The sequence below is a fragment of the Caldimonas brevitalea genome, from assembly GCF_001017435.1.
Lineage (GTDB): Bacteria > Pseudomonadota > Gammaproteobacteria > Burkholderiales > Burkholderiaceae_C > Caldimonas > Caldimonas brevitalea.
The window spans coordinates 5,525,499-5,541,089 of sequence record NZ_CP011371.1; the positions used below are offsets into that span (position 1 = coordinate 5,525,499).

The following is a 15,591-nucleotide window of genomic DNA, read 5'->3' on the forward strand; positions in this document are numbered from 1 at the left end:
CCGTTTTTCGCAGTGCGAAGTGTACGCACGGGCGCCCTCGGCGCGGTTTCAAGCCGGGGACGGGCGGGGGGACGGCCGGCCGCGCCCCGCCTTTCCTCAGGCCGTCTCGCTGTACAGCTCGCGCCCGATCAGCATGCGCCGGATCTCGCTGGTGCCCGCGCCGATCTCGTAGAGCTTGGCGTCGCGCCACAGCCGGCCCAACGGATAGTCGTTGATGTAGCCGTTGCCGCCGAAGATCTGCACCCCCTCGCCGGCCATCCAGGTGGCTTTTTCGGCACACCACAGGATCACCGCGGCGCAGTCCTTGCGCACCTGCCGCACATGTTCGCTGCCCAGGCTGTCGAGGTTTTTGCCAACCGTGTAGCAGAAGGCCCGCGCCGCCTGCAGCACGGTGTACATGTCGGCCACCTTGCCCTGCACCAGCTGGAACTCGCCGATGCTGCGGCCGAACTGGCGCCGGTCGTGGATGTAGGGCACGACGTTGTCCATCACCGCCTGCATGATGCCGATCGGCCCGGCCGCCAGCACCGCCCGCTCGTAGTCCAGCCCGCTCATCAACACCTTGGCGCCGCCGTTGACCTGCCCCAGCACGTTGTCGGCCGGCACCTCGACGTTCTCGAACACCAACTCGCCGGTGTGCGAGCCGCGCATGCCGAGCTTGTCGAGCTTTTGCGCCACCGAGAAGCCGCGCATGCCCTTCTCGATCAGAAAGGCGGTGATACCTTGCGCGTTCAGTTCGGGCTCGGTCTTGGCGTAGACCACCAGGGTGTCGGCGTCGGGGCCGTTGGTGATCCACATCTTGCTGCCGTTGAGCAGGTAGTAGCCGCCCTTGTCTTCGGCGCGCAGCTTCATGCTGACCACGTCCGAGCCGGCGCCCGGCTCGCTCATCGCCAGCGCGCCGACATGCTCACCGCTGATCAGCTTGGGCAGGTAGCGGCGCTTTTGCGCCTCGTTGCCGTTGCGGCGGATCTGGTTGACGCACAGATTCGAATGCGCGCCGTAGCTCAGGCCCACCGAGGCCGAGGCGCGGCTGATTTCCTCCATCGCAATCATGTGGGCCAGGTAGCCCATCGCGGCGCCGCCATAGGTCTCTTCGACCGTGATGCCGAGCACGCCGACCTCGCCCATCTTGCGCCACAGGTCCATCGGGAACTGGTCGCTGCGGTCGATCTCGGCCGCACGCGGTGCGATCTCGGCCTCGGCGAAAGTGCGCACCGCGTCGCGCAGCGCGTCGATGTCCTCGCCGAGCTGGAAGTTGAGTCCGGGCAGTTGCATGTAGGCCTCTCAGGGAACAGGCCGCAGCGCCAGGGCCGGGCGGATGGCCGGGCCTCTGCGGCGGCGCGCAATTGACGTTGACGTAAACGTCAATTCTACGGATTCCGCGGCCGCCTCAGACCTTTTTCTTCTTCTCGCTTTCCCCGAGCAGGCGGCGCGTGTCGCGCTCGTGGGCCCGCACCTCGTCCAGCGTCACCTGCAGGTCGGCCATCTGCTGTTCGAGCTGCTCGCGATGGGTGGCCAGCACCGTGAGAAACTTCTTCAGCTGCGGCACCGTGTCGCGCGGCGACTCGTACATGTCGACCAGTTCCTTGATCTCGGCCAGGCTGAGCCCGAGCCGCTTGCCGCGCAGGGTCAGCTTCAACCGGGTGCGGTCGCGCGCGGTGTAGATGCGGCTGCGGCCGCTGGGCCCGCTGCGGCCGGGGCTGAGCAGGCCACAGTCTTCATAGAAGCGAATGGCTCGCGTGGTCAGGTCGAACTCACGGGCCAGCTCGCTGATGGTGTAGGTGGCGGTCGTGGTGGACGCCGCGGTGACAGCAGAAGCAGCCATGGTTCCCTATACTGGATTGACGTTTACGTAAAGTGTAGCCAATGAACGCTCTGGAACAACGTTTGGAATACCCGCTGGGCGACCGCCTGCCCGAGCCGGGTCACACGATCGAAGTCGCCCCTGGCGTGCGCTGGTTGCGCATGGGGCTGCCGTTCGCGCTCGACCACATCAATCTGTGGCTGCTGCGCGACCAGGCCGACGGCCCGGACGGCGCGGTACAAGGCTGGACCATCGTCGACTGCGGCATCACCAACGACGCCACGCGTGAGGCCTGGGAGCGCGTGTTCGAGCACGAACTCGACGGCCTGCCGGTGCTGCGCGTGATCGTCACGCACATGCATCCCGACCATATCGGCCTCGCACACTGGCTCACCGAACGTTGGGGCTGCCGGCTGTGGATCAGCGCCACCGACTTCAACGCCGCACGTATCGCGAGCCAAAGCACCACCGGCTACGGCGGCGACGCCGCAGCCCGCTTCTTCGCCAGCCATGGCCTGAACGACGCCGAGTCGATCGGCAAGGTGCGGGCGCGCTCGAACTACTACGCGACGATGGTGCCGCAGGTGCCGACGCAATTCCGCCGCCTGATGGACGGGCTGGAGCTGCGCATCGGCGCACACGGATGGCGTTGTATCGCCGGCTATGGCCATGCGCCCGAGCACATGTCGCTCTATTGCGACGAGCTGAAGGTGCTGATCTCCGGCGACATGCTGCTGCCGCGCATCTCGACCAATGTCAGCGTGTTCGACGTCGAGCCCGAGGGCAACCCGCTGCCGCTGTATTTGCGCTCGCTGCGCGCGCTCGAGCCGCTGCACCACGACACGCTGGTGCTGCCCGCGCACGGGCGCCCCTTCCGTGGCCTGCATGAACGGGTGCAGCAGCTGCTGACGCACCACGACGAGCGTTTTGCCGAGGTGCGCCAGGCCTGCGCGCAATCGCCCTGCTCGGCTGCCGACCTGCTGCCGGTGATGTTCAAGCGCAAGCTCGACCTGCACCAGACCACTTTTGCGATCGGCGAGGCGATTGCTCACTTGCACGCCTTGTGGATCGGCGGCGAGCTGCGGCGCGTGACCGACGCCGAGGGCGTGCACCGCTTCGTGCCAGCCTGAGCCCGGCCCCCCCCGGCACAGACCTCAGCCCTGCACCAGCGGCTCCAACCGCCGCCCGGTGCGGCGCCCATACATCTCGCGCGCCAGTTCGACGAAGGCCCGCGCGGCGGGCGACAGCTGGGCGCTGTCCCGCACTGCCAGGCCCACCCGCCGAGGTGCGCGCGGCGTGAGGCTGCGATAGACGATGCCGGGGTGATCGTCGGGCAGGGCCAGCCGTGCGGCGACCGAGATGGCCAGCCCGCGCGCGACGAACCCGAGGATCGACAACAGCTGCGGAAACCGATAGAGGATGCGGGGCCGCGCGCCGGCCGCGTCGAGCAGCGCCTGGATCAGCTCGGCACAGCCGGCCTCGGTCATCACAAAGGGCTGGCCATCGAGGTCGGCCGCCGACACGGTGGCTTGGGTGGCCAACGGATGACCCTCGGGCACCAGCACCACGAACTCGTCCTCGACCAGCGCCAGGGTTTCGAAGCGCTCGTCGGGCAACACGACAAACCCGATCTCGACCCGCCGCTCGGCCAGCCAGCGCACCACCGTCTCGTCGTCGTCTTCGTCGATGTAGACCTCGATGCCGGGGTGCCGGGCCTGAAAGCCGACCAGCAGGTCGGGCAGGATGCGCAGGCTGGACGTGAAGCCGAAGGAGCCGATGCGCAGCACTCCCTCGTTCAGCCCGCGCGCGTCTTTCGCTTCCTGGATCAAGGCTTCGTGCAAGGCGCCGATCTCGTGCGCGCGCGCCAACAGACGCCGGCCAGCAGCCGTCAACTCGGGCTGCAGGCGGTCGCGCGAAAACAGGCTCACGCCCAGTTCGCGTTCCAGGCCCCGCAGCGCATGGCTGACGGCCGACTGGGTGATGCCGAGCAGCGTGGCCGCGCGTGAGAAATTGCGGGCTTCGGCCAAGGTGGCGAACACCTGGAGCTGTGTGAAGGTCATCTGCGACGCTGCGGTAAGGGACGGCCCGCAGGCCGCCTGGTGCATGAGCATTTGCTCATTTCACTATGAATGAGCACGAGCATACACTCATCTTCACACCGGTGGCCAACGTGGCGGCCGGCCCTTCGGATCGCCTTCCCCCATGACCCTCCAGATCGGTTTGTTCCTCTTCGACGAGGTCGAAGTGCTCGATTTCGCCGGCCCCTTCGAGGTCTTCTCGACCGCGACACGTGTGCACCTGCGTCAGCACCCCGGCACCGAGCCGCCGTTCGAAGTGCACACCGTTGCGCGCGACACGCGGCCCGTTCTGGCCCGCGCTGGCCTGGCGGTGCAGGCCCGTCACACCCTCGCCACCGCGCCGGCGTTCGACGTGCTGCTGGTGCCCGGTGGTGTCGTCGATGCCGAGTTGCAGCGTGCCGACGTGATCGACTGGATCGCGCAACGCAGCCGCACGGCGCAGCTGGTCGCCTCGGTGTGCACCGGCGCGTTCTTGCTGGCGAGGGCCGGCGTGCTGGCGGGTCGTACCGTGACGACGCACTGGGAAGACGTGGCGGCGCTGCGCGAGGAGCTGGGCGCGGCGCAGGTGGTCGATGACGTGCGTTATGTCGATCACGGTTCGCTGGTGACGTCGGCCGGCATTTCGGCCGGGCTGGACATGAGTTTGCACCTCGTCGCCCGGCTGGCCTCGCCCGGGTTGGCCCGCGCCACGGCGCGCCAGATGGACTACGCCTGGGAGGAGACCCGATGAGTGCCGCTCGGCCGTCCGAAGGCGCTCGCACCGCAGTGCGCAGCACGGAGGTAACCCAATGAGTGCCGTGCTCACCGCTCCCCCCGCCTCCACCGCCCTCTGGACGCTCTACGCCCGGCTGGTCGCCGTGCCGGCGATCTGGGGCGGCACCTTCATCGCCGGCCGCATCCTCGCACTGCAAATGCCGCCGGCCACCGCCTCGCTGATGCGCTACCTGGTGGCCTGCGTGGCGCTGCTGCTCGGCGCCTGGTGGCTGGAAGGCGGGCTGCCACGGCTGACGCGCCGGCAGGTCGTGGTCACCTTCGCGCTCGGCGCCACGGGCATCTACACCTACAACCTGTTTTTCCTCGGCGCGCTCGCCCACCTGCCCGCCAGCCGCACCTCGCTGATCATCGCGCTCAACCCGGCGGTGACCATCGCCGCGGCGGCCTTGCTGCTGCACGAGCGATTGTCGGCACGCCGCTGGTGCGGTGTCGCCTTGGCGCTGGCGGGGGTGTGGATCGTGGTGTCGCGCGGCGACGTGACGGCCGCGCTCGGCCAGTCGGTGGGCCGGGGCGAGTGGCTGATGTTCGGGGGGGTGTGCAGCTGGGCCGCCTACACGCTGATCGGCCGCGTCGCGCTGAAGGGGCTGACGCCGTTGGCCGCCACCACCTACGCGTCCTTGTGGGGCACCTTGCTGTTGGCCACGACCGCAGGCTTCGAGTGGCCGCAACTGCGGGCCGAGATGTTCAACCTCGACGTGGCGCTGGCCGCCGGCTATCTCGGCGTGTTCGGCACCGCGCTGGCCTTCGTCTGGTATTCGCAAGGTGTGCAGCGGCTAGGCGCCGCCCGCACGGTGGTGTTCAACAACCTCGTGCCGGTGTTCGGCGCGGCCCTCGGCTTCGCGCTGCTGGGTGAGCCGCTGCTGCCCAGCATGCTGGTCGGCGGTGCCGTCGCGGTGGCGGGGGTGATGCTGGCCTCGCGCGCCTAGTCGAGCACGGGCAGGACCGTCTCTTTCAACGTGCCGCGCACCTGCTCGTAGTCGGGCATCACCGAACGGACCACGTCCCAGAAGCGCGGGCTGTGGTTCATCTCGCGCAGATGGGCCAGTTCGTGCGCGACCACGTAGTCGATGGTCGGCAAGGCGAAGTGGATCAAGCGCCAGTTGAGCCGGATCGAGCCGTCGACCGACGCGCTGCCCCAGCGCGTTTGTGCCGACGACAAGGACAGCCGCTGATACCGCACGCCCAGCCGCTCGGCGAAGTGCGCGCAGCGTTCTTCGAACACCCGGCGCGCCTGGCGCTGCAGCCAGCTCTGCACCGCGTCGCGGATCTGCTCCGGGCTGGCGTGCTGAGGCAGCCCGACATGCAGGGCCAGACGCGGCACGCCCGGCAAGGCGTCGGCATCGCTGTTGAGCACGGCGCCGGTGGCGCGCGGGTCGAGCACCACGATCACGGTCTCGCCGAGAAAGGGCAAGGACGTGCCATCGCACCATTCGACGCGCGACTGCTGCAGCCGCTTGTTGCGGTCGGCCTGCTCGGCCAGCTTGCGCAAAATCCAGCTGCCCTTGTCGTGCAGGGCCGACTCGATCTCGCTGCCCGCCACCCATCGCGGCGCGCTGACGCTGAGGCCTTCGGTGCTGACGACGAAGCCGATCGAGCGCCGCTTGGCACGCTTGAGTTCGTAGCCGATCAGGTGCTCGCCGAGCAGGACCTCGCGGTTGGCGCGAGGATGGCGGAAGATCGGCGGGCCGGAGGGCGGCGCCGGGACAGGCGCTGCAGTGGTGGCTGGTGCGAGCGGCTCGGCAGAGGCCCGCTCCGGCAGCTTGCGCCCTCCCCGGCGTGCCGGCGGCTCGCTGGTGAAGAAGGGCAGCGTCAGCTGCGGAGATTGAAGATCGCTTGCCCTGCGTGCCATGGGCCGCAAGTATAGGGCCCGGGCCGAGGGCTCAACGTGGCGGCTGGACGCTGGCCGCGGCCGCTGGGGGGACCGGTTGCGCATAGGCCTCGGGATCGAGCCGGCGCATCTCGGTTTCGATCCAGGTCTCGACTTCACGCATCACGTCATCGGCCGTTCGTCCCACCGTGGCGATGGGCCGGCCGATCGACACGTCGACCACGCCGGGGCGCTTGAGCAGCATGCGCTTGGGCCAGCAACGCGCCGAGGTCACGGCGATCGGCACCACCGGCACACCCACCGTGATGGCCAGCCGGGTGCCGCCACTCTTGTAGCTGCCTTGTTGGCCGCGTGCGATGCGCGTGCCCTCGGGGAACATGATCACCCAGTTGCCTTGGTCCAGGAACCGGCGGCCCTGGTCGGCCACCTTGTTCCAGGCCTCGGCCCGCTTGCTGCGGTCGATATGCACCATGTCGAGCCGGCCGATGGCCCAGCCGAAGAAGGGCACGTAGAGCAGTTCGCGCTTGAACACATAGCTCAGCGGTCGCGGCATCAGGACCGGGAAGGCAAACGTCTCCCACGCCGATTGGTGCTTGGACAGCAGGATGGCAGGCCCGTCGGGCAGGTGCTCCATGCCCTGCACGCGCCAACGGATGCCGCAGATCCAGCGCGCGCCGTAGATGGCCACGCCGAGCCAGCCGGCACACATCCAGTAGAGCGGGTTGCCACGGCGGAAAATCGACACCAGCAGCACGGCCAGGGCCCAGGGGATCACGGTCACGGTCAGCCACAGGGCATAGAGCAGGGAACGCAGCAAAGACAGCATCAGGTCGGGCCTCCGGGGGCCTGGGAAGTGGCGGACGCGGTGCGCCCGATCAGGGTGTCGGCAAAGGCGTCGAGACTCGCATGCACGGCGGTGCCGGGCACACGTTGGACGATTTCGGCCAGGCCTTGCGCGTCGAGGCGCGCGGCCTTGCCGGTGAGCACCAGGTGCGGCTCGCACCCGAGCACGGCGCCGGCCTGCAGGTCGCGCAAGGTGTCGCCCACCATCGGCACGCCGTGCAGGTCGAGGCGGTAGTGCTCGGCAATCTGGCGGAACAGTCCCGGGCGGGGCTTGCGGCAGTCGCAATCGTCTTCGGGGCCATGCGGGCAGAAGAACACCGCGTCGATGCGCGCCCCGAGCGGCGCGAACAGCGCGTTCATCTTGGCATGCATGGCGTTCAGTGTGGCCATGTCGAACAGGCCCCGTGCCAGGCCGGACTGGTTGGTTGCGACCACCAGGTGCCAGCCGGCGTGGAACAGTCGCGCCGCGGCCTCCAGCGCGCCGGGAATGGGCACCCATTCGTCAGGCGACTTGACGAAGTCGTCGCGGTCCTCGTTGAGGGTGCCGTCGCGGTCGAGTATCACGAGTTTCATACGGAGGGATCACACAGCGGACGCCGCAGCGGGGCCGGCGTCGAAAGCATCACTTCGGATCGGTGTAGCCGGCGCGGCCGGTGCCGTCGCGCACACGGCTGCGCTTGACGAGATAGGAGGTGAAGGCGTCGAGATCCGCGTGCACCAGGCTGCCGGGCACCTGCGCCGCCAGCGCCTCGGCCTCGTCGGCGCTGAGGTGGCCACTTCGACCGCTACGCACCAGGTGCGGCTCGCAGCCCGCGGCCTGCGCCGCCTGCAAGTCGCGCACGGTGTCGCCCACCACCACCACCTCGTGCAAGCTGACGCCGAAGCGCTCGCCGATCTTCAGCAGCAGGCCCGGCGCCGGCTTGCGGCAGTCGCACAGGTCGCTGGCGGTGTGGGGGCAGATGAAGATGGCGTCGACCCGGCCGCCATGGCGCGCCAGCGATTGGTTCATGTGCTGGTGCACCGAGTTCAGGCCGGCCATGTCCAGCAGGCCGGTGCCCAGCCCGGGCTGGTTGGTGGCGACCACCACATGCCAGCCGGCATGGTTGAGGCGCGCCACCGCTTCGAGCGCGCCGGGCAGCGGCTCCCATTCGTTCGGCGAGGCCACATGCTCCTCGCGGAAACGGTTGATGACGCCGTCGCGGCCCAACACCACCAGCTTCATCGCGCGTTCCACGTCGGTCTCCCAGGGTGCTATACGGCGAGTTTGGACAGGTCGGCGACGCGGTTCATCGCCACATGCAGCAGTGCCAGCAGGCCGAGCCGATTGGCCCGCAGTGCGGCGTCCTCCGCGTTCACCATCACGTCGTCGAAGAAGGCGTCGACCGGCGTCTTGAGCGCGGCCAGCGTCTGCAGCGAGGTGGCGTAGTCGCCACGCTCGAAGGCCGCATCGGCGGCCGGCCGCACGCCTTGCAAGGCCTCGTGCAGCGCGCCCTCGGCGGCCTCGCGCAGCAAACTCGTGTCGACCTGCGGCACCACCACTGCGTCGGCCTTCTTGAGGATGTTGCCGACCCGCTTGTTGGCGGCCGCAAGACTGGCGGCCTCGGGCAGCGAGGCGAAGGCGCGCACCGCCTGCAGGCGCTTGGGCACGTCGGCCAGGTGGGGCGGGCGCAGGGCCAGCACGGCGTCGACTTCCTGGGCGGTGTAGCCCTGCTCGCGCAGGCTGCCGCTGAGCCGCTCATAGATGAAGTCGGACAGCGGCGCGACGGGATGGGTCAGCTTGTCGCCGAACGGCTGGACGGCCAGCGTCAGCAGCGCGTCGAGCGCGAGCGGCAGCTGCTTTTCGCTCAGCAAACGGATCACGCCGAGCGCATGGCGGCGCAGCGCGAACGGGTCTTTGTCGCCGCTGGGTAGCTGGCCGATGCCGAACAGGCCGACCAAAGTTTCCAGCTTGTCGGCCAGCGCCACCACCACGCCGATCTGGTGGCGCGGCAGTTCGTCACCGGCGAAGCGGGGTTTGTAGTGGTCTTCGATGGCCGCGGCCACCTCGTCGTCGAGGCCGTCGTGGCGGGCGTAATAGCCGCCCATGATGCCCTGCAGCTCGGGGAACTCGCCCACCATGTCGGTGAGCAGGTCGGCCTTGGACAGCATCGCCGCCTGTTCGGCGCGCGTCGCCAGCACCTCGCCGCCGAGCCGTTCGCCGATGGCGCGGGCAATCGCTGAGACACGGTCGACGCGCTCGCCTTGCGTGCCCAGCTTGCCGTGGTAGACCACCTTGGCCAGGCCGGGGATGCGCGAGACCAGCGTTTTCTTGCGGTCTTGGTCGTAGAAGAACTTCGCGTCGGCCAGCCGCGGGCGCACCACCCGCTCGTTGCCGCCCACCACCGCCGACGGATCGTCCGGGCGGATGTTGCTGACCAGCAGGAAGCGGTGGGTCAGCTTGCCGGCGGCGTCGAGCAGCGGGAAGTACTTCTGGTTGGCCTTCATCGTCAGGATCAGGCATTCCTGCGGCACGTCGAGGAACTCGCGCTCGAACTGGCCGACCAGCACGTTGGGCCGCTCGACCAGCGCCGTCACCTCGTCGAGCAGCGCATCGTCGTCGATCGGCCGCACGCCGCCGCCGACCGCCTCGGCGGCCGCCGCGAGCTGCCGCTCGATCTCGCCCCGGCGCGCCGCGAAGCTCGCGATCACCGCGCCGCCGGTTTCGAGCTGGGCCGCATAGCGGTCGGCGTGCTCCAGCACCACCGGGCTGACGCTGGCTTCGAAACGGTGGCCTTCGGTGTTGCGCCCGGACTGCAGGCCGAGCACCGACACCGGCACCACGTCCGCGCCGTGCAGCGCCACCAGCCCATGCGCCGGGCGCACGAAGTTGACGCTGCTCCAGCCGTCACCCAGCTGGTAGGTCATGACCTTGGGGATGGGCAAGCGCGCCAACGCGTCCTCGAGCGCCTTCTGCAGCCCTTCGGCCAGGCTGGCGCCCTTTTGCACGCTGTCGAGGAACAGGGCTTCGGCCTTGCCGTCGACGGCGCGCTTGAGGCTCGGTACCACCGAGGCGTCGGCTCCCAGCGCGGCCAGCTTCTTCAGCAGTGCCGGCGTCGGCGCGCCTTGCGCATCGAGCGCCACCGCGACCGGCATCAGCTTCTGCTGCACCGGCTTGTCGGCGGCGCGGGCCAGCACCGCGGTGATGTGGGCGGCGAGGCGGCGCGGCGAGGCGTAGGGCGTGACGGTGCTGTCGCTGCCGGCCAGACCCTGGGCCTTGAGCCCGTCGGCCAGCGCGCCGGCGAAGGCCTCGCCGAGCTTTTTCAGGGCCTTGGGCGGCAGCTCTTCGACGAACAGTTCGACGAGCAGGTTGTTGGTGTCTGTCATGGTCAGTCTGCCTTCTTCGCCGGCAGTTGCGCGACCCACTCGCGCGGCGCCATCGGGAAACCCAGCCGTTCGCGGCTGTCGTAGTAGCTCTGCGCCACGCTGCGCGCCAGGTTGCGGATGCGGCCGATGTAGGCGGCCCGCTCGGTCACGCTGATGGCACCGCGGGCGTCGAGCAGGTTGAAGGTGTGTGCGGCTTTCAGCACCTGTTCGTAGGCCGGCAGCGCGAGCTGCTGCTGCATCAGGTGCTGGGCCTGCTTTTCGTAGGCGCCGAAGGCGCCCAGCAGGAAGTCGACGTCGCTGTGCTCGAAGTTGTAGGTCGATTGCTCGACCTCGTTCTGGTGGTAGACGTCACCGTAGCTCAGGCCTTCGGTCCACTTCAGGTCGTAGACGTTCTCGACACCCTGCAAATACATCGCCAGGCGTTCCAGACCGTAGGTGATCTCGCCCGTCAGGGGTTTGCAGTCGATGCCGCCGACCTGCTGGAAGTAGGTGAACTGGGTCACCTCCATGCCGTTGAGCCAGACCTCCCAGCCCAGGCCCCAGGCGCCCAGCGTCGGGTTTTCCCAGTCGTCTTCGACGAAGCGGATGTCGTTTTGCTTGAGGTCGAAACCGAGCGCCTGCAGCGAGCCGAGGTACAGCTCGAGGATGTTGGCCGGCGCCGGCTTCAACACCACCTGGTACTGGTAATAGTGTTGCAGCCGGTTCGGGTTCTCGCCGTAGCGCCCGTCCTTGGGCCGGCGGCTCGGCTGCACATAGGCGGCCCGCCACGGCTCCGGGCCGATGGCGCGCAAGAAGGTGGCGGTGTGGCTGGTGCCGGCGCCCACTTCCATGTCGTAGGGCTGCAGCAAGGCGCAGCCTTGGCGGTCCCAGTACTCCTGCAGGCGCAGGATGATTTGCTGGAAAGTCAGCATGTCGTGTGGTGTGGTGAGTCGGGAAGGCCTTGCCCGGCGGCAGGGCCAAACGCCCGATTCTATTGGTGAAGCCGCCGCAAGGCGGTCTCGGGCGTCAGGCGGCGCGCCGGCGCCACACGAACGCCGCCCCGAGCAGCGCCAGCCCGAGCACGAGCAGCGGCCACAGGCCGGCCGCCGAGGCCCAGCGCGCAAACGGCGTCAGGCCGGTGCGGCCCTGCACCGGCCCGGTCAGCACCCCGCGCGTGAAGGGCTTGAGCTCCTGGGTGACCCGCCCGGTGTGGTCAATGATGGCGGTGGCCCCGGTGTTGGTGGCGCGCAGCATCGGAATCTGGAACTCGAGCGCCCGCATACGCGAGATCTGCAAATGCTGGTAGACCGCCACGGTGTTGCCGAACCAGGCGATGTTGCTGATGTTGGCGAAGATGGTGGGCGCCTGTTCCAGTTGGCCGAAGCGCACCGCCAGTTCCTCGCCGAACAGGTCTTCGTAGCAGATGTTGGGCGCCACCCGCTCGCCCTGGACCGGAAACGACGGCGGGTTGCGAGAGCCTCGGCTGAAGTCGCCCAGCGGCATGTTCATCAGGTTGACGAACCAGCGGAAGCCGAGCGGGATGAATTCGCCGAACGGCACCAGGTGGTGCTTGTCGTAGCGGTAGGGCTCCGCGCGGGCCCGGGCCAGCCCGAGCACCGAGTTGGTGTAGCCGGTCTCGAAATCGCCCAGCGGAATGCCGACCAGCGCCGCCGTCTCGGTCTTGACGAAGTGCTGCAGCCGCCCTTGCCAGTAGTCGGCCGGCAACTGTTGCGGCAGCAGGGGAATGGCGGTTTCGGGGGTGATGACCAGATCGGCGGTCGCGGCTTCCAGCTCGTCGGCATACCACTGCAACGCCTGCGCCAGCCCGTTTTGCGAGAACTTCTCGTCCTGCGGCACATTGCCTTGCAGCAGGGCGACCGTGAGCTTGCCGGTCGGCACGGTGAAACCGTGGTTGACCCCAGAGGCCGCGACACACAGGCCCAGCGCCGAGAGCAGTGGCGCCCAGGCGCGCGGGCGAGCGCTTGCTTTCGTCAGGCCGCCGAGCGCCGCCGCGAGCCAGGCGGCCACGAAACCGATGCCGTAGACACCCACCCAGGGCGCGAGCGTCGCGAGCGGGCCGTCCACGTGGGCGTAGCCCGAGGCGGCCCAGGGGAAGCCGGTGAAGAGATAACCCCGCGCCAGCTCGCCGAGCAGCCAGGCGGCGGCAAACAACGGCGCCGACCAAAGCCTGGAGGCCGCTGCCACACGGTGGTACAGCGCCATCGCCGCGGCCAGGTAGAGCGACAGAAAGGCCGCCAGCAGCAGCACCGCGGCCGCCGCGAGCGGGGCCGGCAGCAGGCCGTAGTCGTGCATGCTGATGTAGAGCCACCAGGTGGCACCCACCAGCCAGGCCGTGCCGAAGACCCAGCCGCACGCCGCCGCGCGGGCCGCGGTGGGGCAACGCTGCACGCGCCAGGCGAGCACCGCCAGCGCGAGCAACTGCAGCCACCAGAGCGAGGTGTTGCTGAAGGAGACAGCGTGCCCGTATCCGCCGGCCGCGACGACCAGCAGCTCGGCCCACAGCGGCATCAGTGGTCTGCCGACGGCGGTGGGGGCGCCGCCCGCGTCACCTTGAACCAGCGCACGGCGCCAGCCCGGGTGAACATGACCGAGAAGCGCAGGCCGCCGTTTTCGACCACCTCGCCGCGCCGCGGCACATGGCCCAGCTCGTGGGCGATCAGGCCGCCGATGGTGTCGAAATCGTCTTCGGGCAGGTCGACCCCGAAGAACGTGTTGACGGCTTCGATGTCGGCATCGCCGGCGACGCGGTGACTGCCGTCGGCCAGCGTGTAGATGCCGATCGGGGCGTCGTCGTCATCGAATTCGTCCTCGATCTCGCCGACGATTTCCTCGAGCACGTCCTCGATGGTGATCAGGCCGGCCGTCTTGCCGAATTCATCGATCACGAGGGCGAGATGATTGCGGTTGGAGCGGAAATCGCGCAGCAACTCGTTCAGGCGTTTGGATTCGGGCACGAAAACTGCTGGACGCAGCAGCGTCCGCAGGTTCAACTCGGGGGCACGCTGCAGCTTCAACAAGTCCTTCGCCATCAGGATGCCGATGATGTTGTCGCGCTGGTCTTCATAGACCGGAAACCTCGAGTGAGCCGTGTCGATCACGATGGCCAGCAGTTCCTCGTAGGGGGCATCGATGTCGAGCAGGTCCATGCGCGGGGCGGCGACCATCACGTCGCCGGCGGTCATGTCGGCCATGCGCAGCACCCCTTCGAGCATCAGCCGGGATTCCGGCTCGATCAGCTCGCGGTCTTCCGCGTCGGCCAGCGTTTCGATCAGTTCGTCTTTCGAGTCGGGCCCGGGAGAGATGAATTCGACCAGGCGTTCGAAAAGGCTGCGCTTGTCGCCGGGGCGGTGCGAACGACTCGGGTGGGGGTCGGACACAAGCATGCGTCGGAGTTGGGAAGACGCAAGGATACCCCAGCCCCGGCAACCGATCCACGGGCGGACACACCTTGACTTGACGGCGTCGCTACACTCGTCGTTTTTGTCGAGTTCCGGCGCCGCCCCGGTCCCGGCCATTGCAACCGCGTCACGGCGCGGCGGCTGCCCGGCTGTTGCGTCCGCGTCGGCTGTTGCTGCAGCAGCACCAGCGTTCGCCGGCCTCTCCTGATCATTGAAGGTGTCGCATGTCACAAGGCCTCATTCCTGCCACCATCCTGACCGGTTTCCTCGGCAGCGGGAAGACGACGCTGCTGAAGCGAGTGCTCACAGAGGCCCATGGCCAGAAAATCGCCGTGATCGAGAACGAGTTCGGCGAGGAAAACATCGACAACGACATCCTGGTCGCCGAATCCGAAGAGCAGGTGATCCAGATGAGCAACGGGTGCATCTGCTGCACCATCCGAGAAGACCTGCGCGCCACGCTCAGCGACCTGGCGGCCAAGCGCCGCAAGGGAGAGCTCACATTCGACCGGGTCGTGATCGAGACCACCGGTCTGGCCGACCCCGGCCCGGTGGCCCAGACCTTCTTCATGGACGACGAGATCGCCGAGCAGTACCTGCTGGACTCGATCCTGACACTGGTCGACGCCAAACACGCCTCCCAGCAGCTCGATGACCGGCTCGAAGCGCGCCGCCAGGTGGGTTTCGCCGACCAGATCTTCATCAGCAAGTCGGACCTGGTCGACAGCGATTCGGTCGACGCGCTGGCGCACCGGCTCAAGCACATGAACCCACGCGCGCCGCAGCGCCGGGTGCATTTCGGCGAAGTGCCGCTGTCGGAGGTGTTCGACCTGCGAGGCTTCAACCTGAACGCCAAGCTCGAGATCGACCCGGACTTCCTGTCGGCTGAAGACGATCACGGCCACCACCACCATGATCACGACCATGACCACGAGCATGGCGAGCACTGCGACCATCCGCACCACCACCACCATGACGACGACGTGAAGTCGTTCGTGTTCCGTTCCGAACGGCCCTTCCTGCCGGCCAAGCTGGAAGACTTTCTCGGCACCGTGGTGCAGATCTATGGGCCCCGCATGCTGCGCTACAAGGGCGTGCTCTACATGGCGGGGACCGAGCGCAAGGTGATCTTCCAGGGCGTGCACCAGTTGATGGGCAGCGACCTGGGGCCGCAATGGGCCGAAGGCGAAGCGAAGCAGAGCAAGATGGTGTTCATCGGCATCGACCTGCCGCGCGATATCTTCACCCAGGGACTCGAGCAGTGCCTCGCATGACGAACGGTTGCACCCACCTGGGGAAAACGCCAGCTCGCCGTCTTGTGGGATGGCTACAATCCGCGGCGCCCTTGGGTGGCCCGAACCGACCGCGCTCAAGTTCCAACAAGCCCGCTGAACCGGCCGACTGGCACGTGACCCGGTGGCCGTTGGGCCCCGGGGCCGCATGCGCGGCGCGCTGCCCCGCTGCGTTAGCGCCCAGGACGCGAACCGTCCAGCGGACTAGCCG

The 15,591-nt window shown here is 68.3% G+C and carries 15 protein-coding genes; 4 read left to right on the forward strand and 11 right to left on the reverse strand.

The genetic code is table 11. From position 1 onward, the window contains the following. Positions 1-96: 96 nt before the first annotated feature. Both AAW51_RS23410 and AAW51_RS23415 read right to left on the reverse strand, forming a co-directional pair. Positions 97-1,275, reverse strand: a complete 1,179-nt coding sequence (locus AAW51_RS23410; RefSeq protein WP_047196541.1) for an isovaleryl-CoA dehydrogenase — start codon at positions 1,273-1,275, stop codon at positions 97-99. Positions 1,276-1,390: 115 nt separating this feature from the next. Then, positions 1,391-1,825 (reverse strand): MerR family transcriptional regulator, encoded by a 435-nt coding sequence (locus tag AAW51_RS23415; RefSeq protein ID WP_047196542.1) that lies wholly within the window; start codon positions 1,823-1,825, stop codon positions 1,391-1,393. Positions 1,826-1,866: 41 nt separating this feature from the next. Here AAW51_RS23415 and AAW51_RS23420 point away from each other — a divergent pair, with 41 nt between their 5' ends. Beyond that, the gene (locus AAW51_RS23420; RefSeq protein ID WP_047196543.1) at positions 1,867-2,934 is read left to right on the forward strand and encodes an MBL fold metallo-hydrolase; all 1,068 of its coding nucleotides are present in this window, start codon (positions 1,867-1,869) and stop codon (positions 2,932-2,934) included. Positions 2,935-2,958: 24 nt separating this feature from the next. Here AAW51_RS23420 and AAW51_RS23425 read toward each other — a convergent pair whose 3' ends face one another. Further along, on the reverse strand, positions 2,959-3,864 hold the full coding sequence (locus AAW51_RS23425) for a LysR family transcriptional regulator (RefSeq protein WP_047198224.1): 906 nt from the start codon (positions 3,862-3,864) through the stop codon (positions 2,959-2,961). Positions 3,865-4,006: 142 nt separating this feature from the next. Between AAW51_RS23425 and AAW51_RS23430 the strand changes: the two genes are divergently transcribed. Continuing rightward, positions 4,007-4,612, forward strand: a complete 606-nt coding sequence (locus AAW51_RS23430) for a DJ-1/PfpI family protein (RefSeq protein WP_047196544.1) — start codon at positions 4,007-4,009, stop codon at positions 4,610-4,612. Positions 4,613-4,670: 58 nt separating this feature from the next. Continuing rightward, a complete protein-coding gene (locus AAW51_RS23435) occupies positions 4,671-5,582 on the forward strand; it encodes a DMT family transporter (RefSeq protein ID WP_047196545.1) in 912 nt (303 codons plus the stop codon). Here AAW51_RS23435 and AAW51_RS23440 read toward each other — a convergent pair. The 8 genes from AAW51_RS23440 to AAW51_RS23475 all read right to left on the reverse strand — a co-directional run bounded on the left by AAW51_RS23440 (position 5,579) and on the right by AAW51_RS23475 (position 14,067). Beyond that, positions 5,579-6,505, reverse strand: a complete 927-nt coding sequence (locus tag AAW51_RS23440; RefSeq protein WP_047196546.1) for a M48 family metallopeptidase — start codon at positions 6,503-6,505, stop codon at positions 5,579-5,581. The two genes, AAW51_RS23435 and AAW51_RS23440, sit on opposite strands and share 4 nt — an antisense overlap. Before the next feature lie 31 nt (positions 6,506-6,536). Beyond that, a complete protein-coding gene (locus tag AAW51_RS23445) occupies positions 6,537-7,307 on the reverse strand; it encodes a lysophospholipid acyltransferase family protein (protein WP_157360165.1) in 771 nt (256 codons plus the stop codon). Positions 7,308-7,309: 2 nt separating this feature from the next. Beyond that, positions 7,310-7,900: a D-glycero-beta-D-manno-heptose 1,7-bisphosphate 7-phosphatase gene (gene gmhB / locus AAW51_RS23450; RefSeq protein ID WP_047196548.1), complete on the reverse strand. Its 591-nt coding sequence runs from the start codon at positions 7,898-7,900 to the stop codon at positions 7,310-7,312. 49 nt (positions 7,901-7,949) lie between these two features. Next, positions 7,950-8,561 (reverse strand): D-glycero-beta-D-manno-heptose 1,7-bisphosphate 7-phosphatase, encoded by a 612-nt coding sequence (gmhB, locus tag AAW51_RS23455; protein WP_335337642.1) that lies wholly within the window; start codon positions 8,559-8,561, stop codon positions 7,950-7,952. Positions 8,562-8,578: 17 nt separating this feature from the next. Continuing rightward, a complete protein-coding gene (glyS, locus tag AAW51_RS23460) occupies positions 8,579-10,690 on the reverse strand; it encodes a glycine--tRNA ligase subunit beta (protein ID WP_047196550.1) in 2,112 nt (703 codons plus the stop codon). 2 nt (positions 10,691-10,692) lie between these two features. Then, positions 10,693-11,601, reverse strand: a complete 909-nt coding sequence (glyQ, locus tag AAW51_RS23465) for a glycine--tRNA ligase subunit alpha (RefSeq protein ID WP_047196551.1) — start codon at positions 11,599-11,601, stop codon at positions 10,693-10,695. A 94-nt stretch (positions 11,602-11,695) separates the two neighbouring features. After that, entirely contained in the window at positions 11,696-13,198 is a 1,503-nt protein-coding gene (lnt, locus tag AAW51_RS23470) for an apolipoprotein N-acyltransferase (protein WP_047196552.1), read from the reverse strand. Further along, on the reverse strand, positions 13,198-14,067 hold the full coding sequence (locus tag AAW51_RS23475; protein ID WP_047198225.1) for an HlyC/CorC family transporter: 870 nt from the start codon (positions 14,065-14,067) through the stop codon (positions 13,198-13,200). The genes lnt and AAW51_RS23475 overlap by 1 nt, the downstream gene beginning before the upstream one ends. A 245-nt stretch (positions 14,068-14,312) precedes the next feature. Between AAW51_RS23475 and AAW51_RS23480 the strand changes: the two genes are divergently transcribed. Then, positions 14,313-15,362: a CobW family GTP-binding protein gene (locus AAW51_RS23480; RefSeq protein WP_047196553.1), complete on the forward strand. Its 1,050-nt coding sequence runs from the start codon at positions 14,313-14,315 to the stop codon at positions 15,360-15,362. Positions 15,363-15,591 lie beyond the last annotated feature (229 nt).

What these genes read in the sequence shown, in the direction of transcription:
- gmhB (WP_047196548.1), bottom strand. Translation starts at nt 7,900, where the DNA reads ATGAAACTCGTGATACTCGACCGCGACGGCACCCTCAACGAGGACCGC.
- AAW51_RS23440 (WP_047196546.1), bottom strand. Translation starts at nt 6,505, where the DNA reads ATGGCACGCAGGGCAAGCGATCTTCAATCTCCGCAGCTGACGCTGCCC.
- glyQ (WP_047196551.1), bottom strand. Translation starts at nt 11,601, where the DNA reads ATGCTGACTTTCCAGCAAATCATCCTGCGCCTGCAGGAGTACTGGGAC.
- AAW51_RS23435 (WP_047196545.1), top strand. Translation starts at nt 4,671, where the DNA reads ATGAGTGCCGTGCTCACCGCTCCCCCCGCCTCCACCGCCCTCTGGACG.
- lnt (WP_047196552.1), bottom strand. Translation starts at nt 13,198, where the DNA reads ATGCCGCTGTGGGCCGAGCTGCTGGTCGTCGCGGCCGGCGGATACGGG.
- AAW51_RS23420 (WP_047196543.1), top strand. Translation starts at nt 1,867, where the DNA reads ATGAACGCTCTGGAACAACGTTTGGAATACCCGCTGGGCGACCGCCTG.
- AAW51_RS23480 (WP_047196553.1), top strand. Translation starts at nt 14,313, where the DNA reads ATGTCACAAGGCCTCATTCCTGCCACCATCCTGACCGGTTTCCTCGGC.
- AAW51_RS23415 (WP_047196542.1), bottom strand. Translation starts at nt 1,825, where the DNA reads ATGGCTGCTTCTGCTGTCACCGCGGCGTCCACCACGACCGCCACCTAC.
- AAW51_RS23430 (WP_047196544.1), top strand. Translation starts at nt 4,007, where the DNA reads ATGACCCTCCAGATCGGTTTGTTCCTCTTCGACGAGGTCGAAGTGCTC.
- AAW51_RS23410 (WP_047196541.1), bottom strand. Translation starts at nt 1,275, where the DNA reads ATGCAACTGCCCGGACTCAACTTCCAGCTCGGCGAGGACATCGACGCG.
- AAW51_RS23425 (WP_047198224.1), bottom strand. Translation starts at nt 3,864, where the DNA reads ATGACCTTCACACAGCTCCAGGTGTTCGCCACCTTGGCCGAAGCCCGC.
- glyS (WP_047196550.1), bottom strand. Translation starts at nt 10,690, where the DNA reads ATGACAGACACCAACAACCTGCTCGTCGAACTGTTCGTCGAAGAGCTG.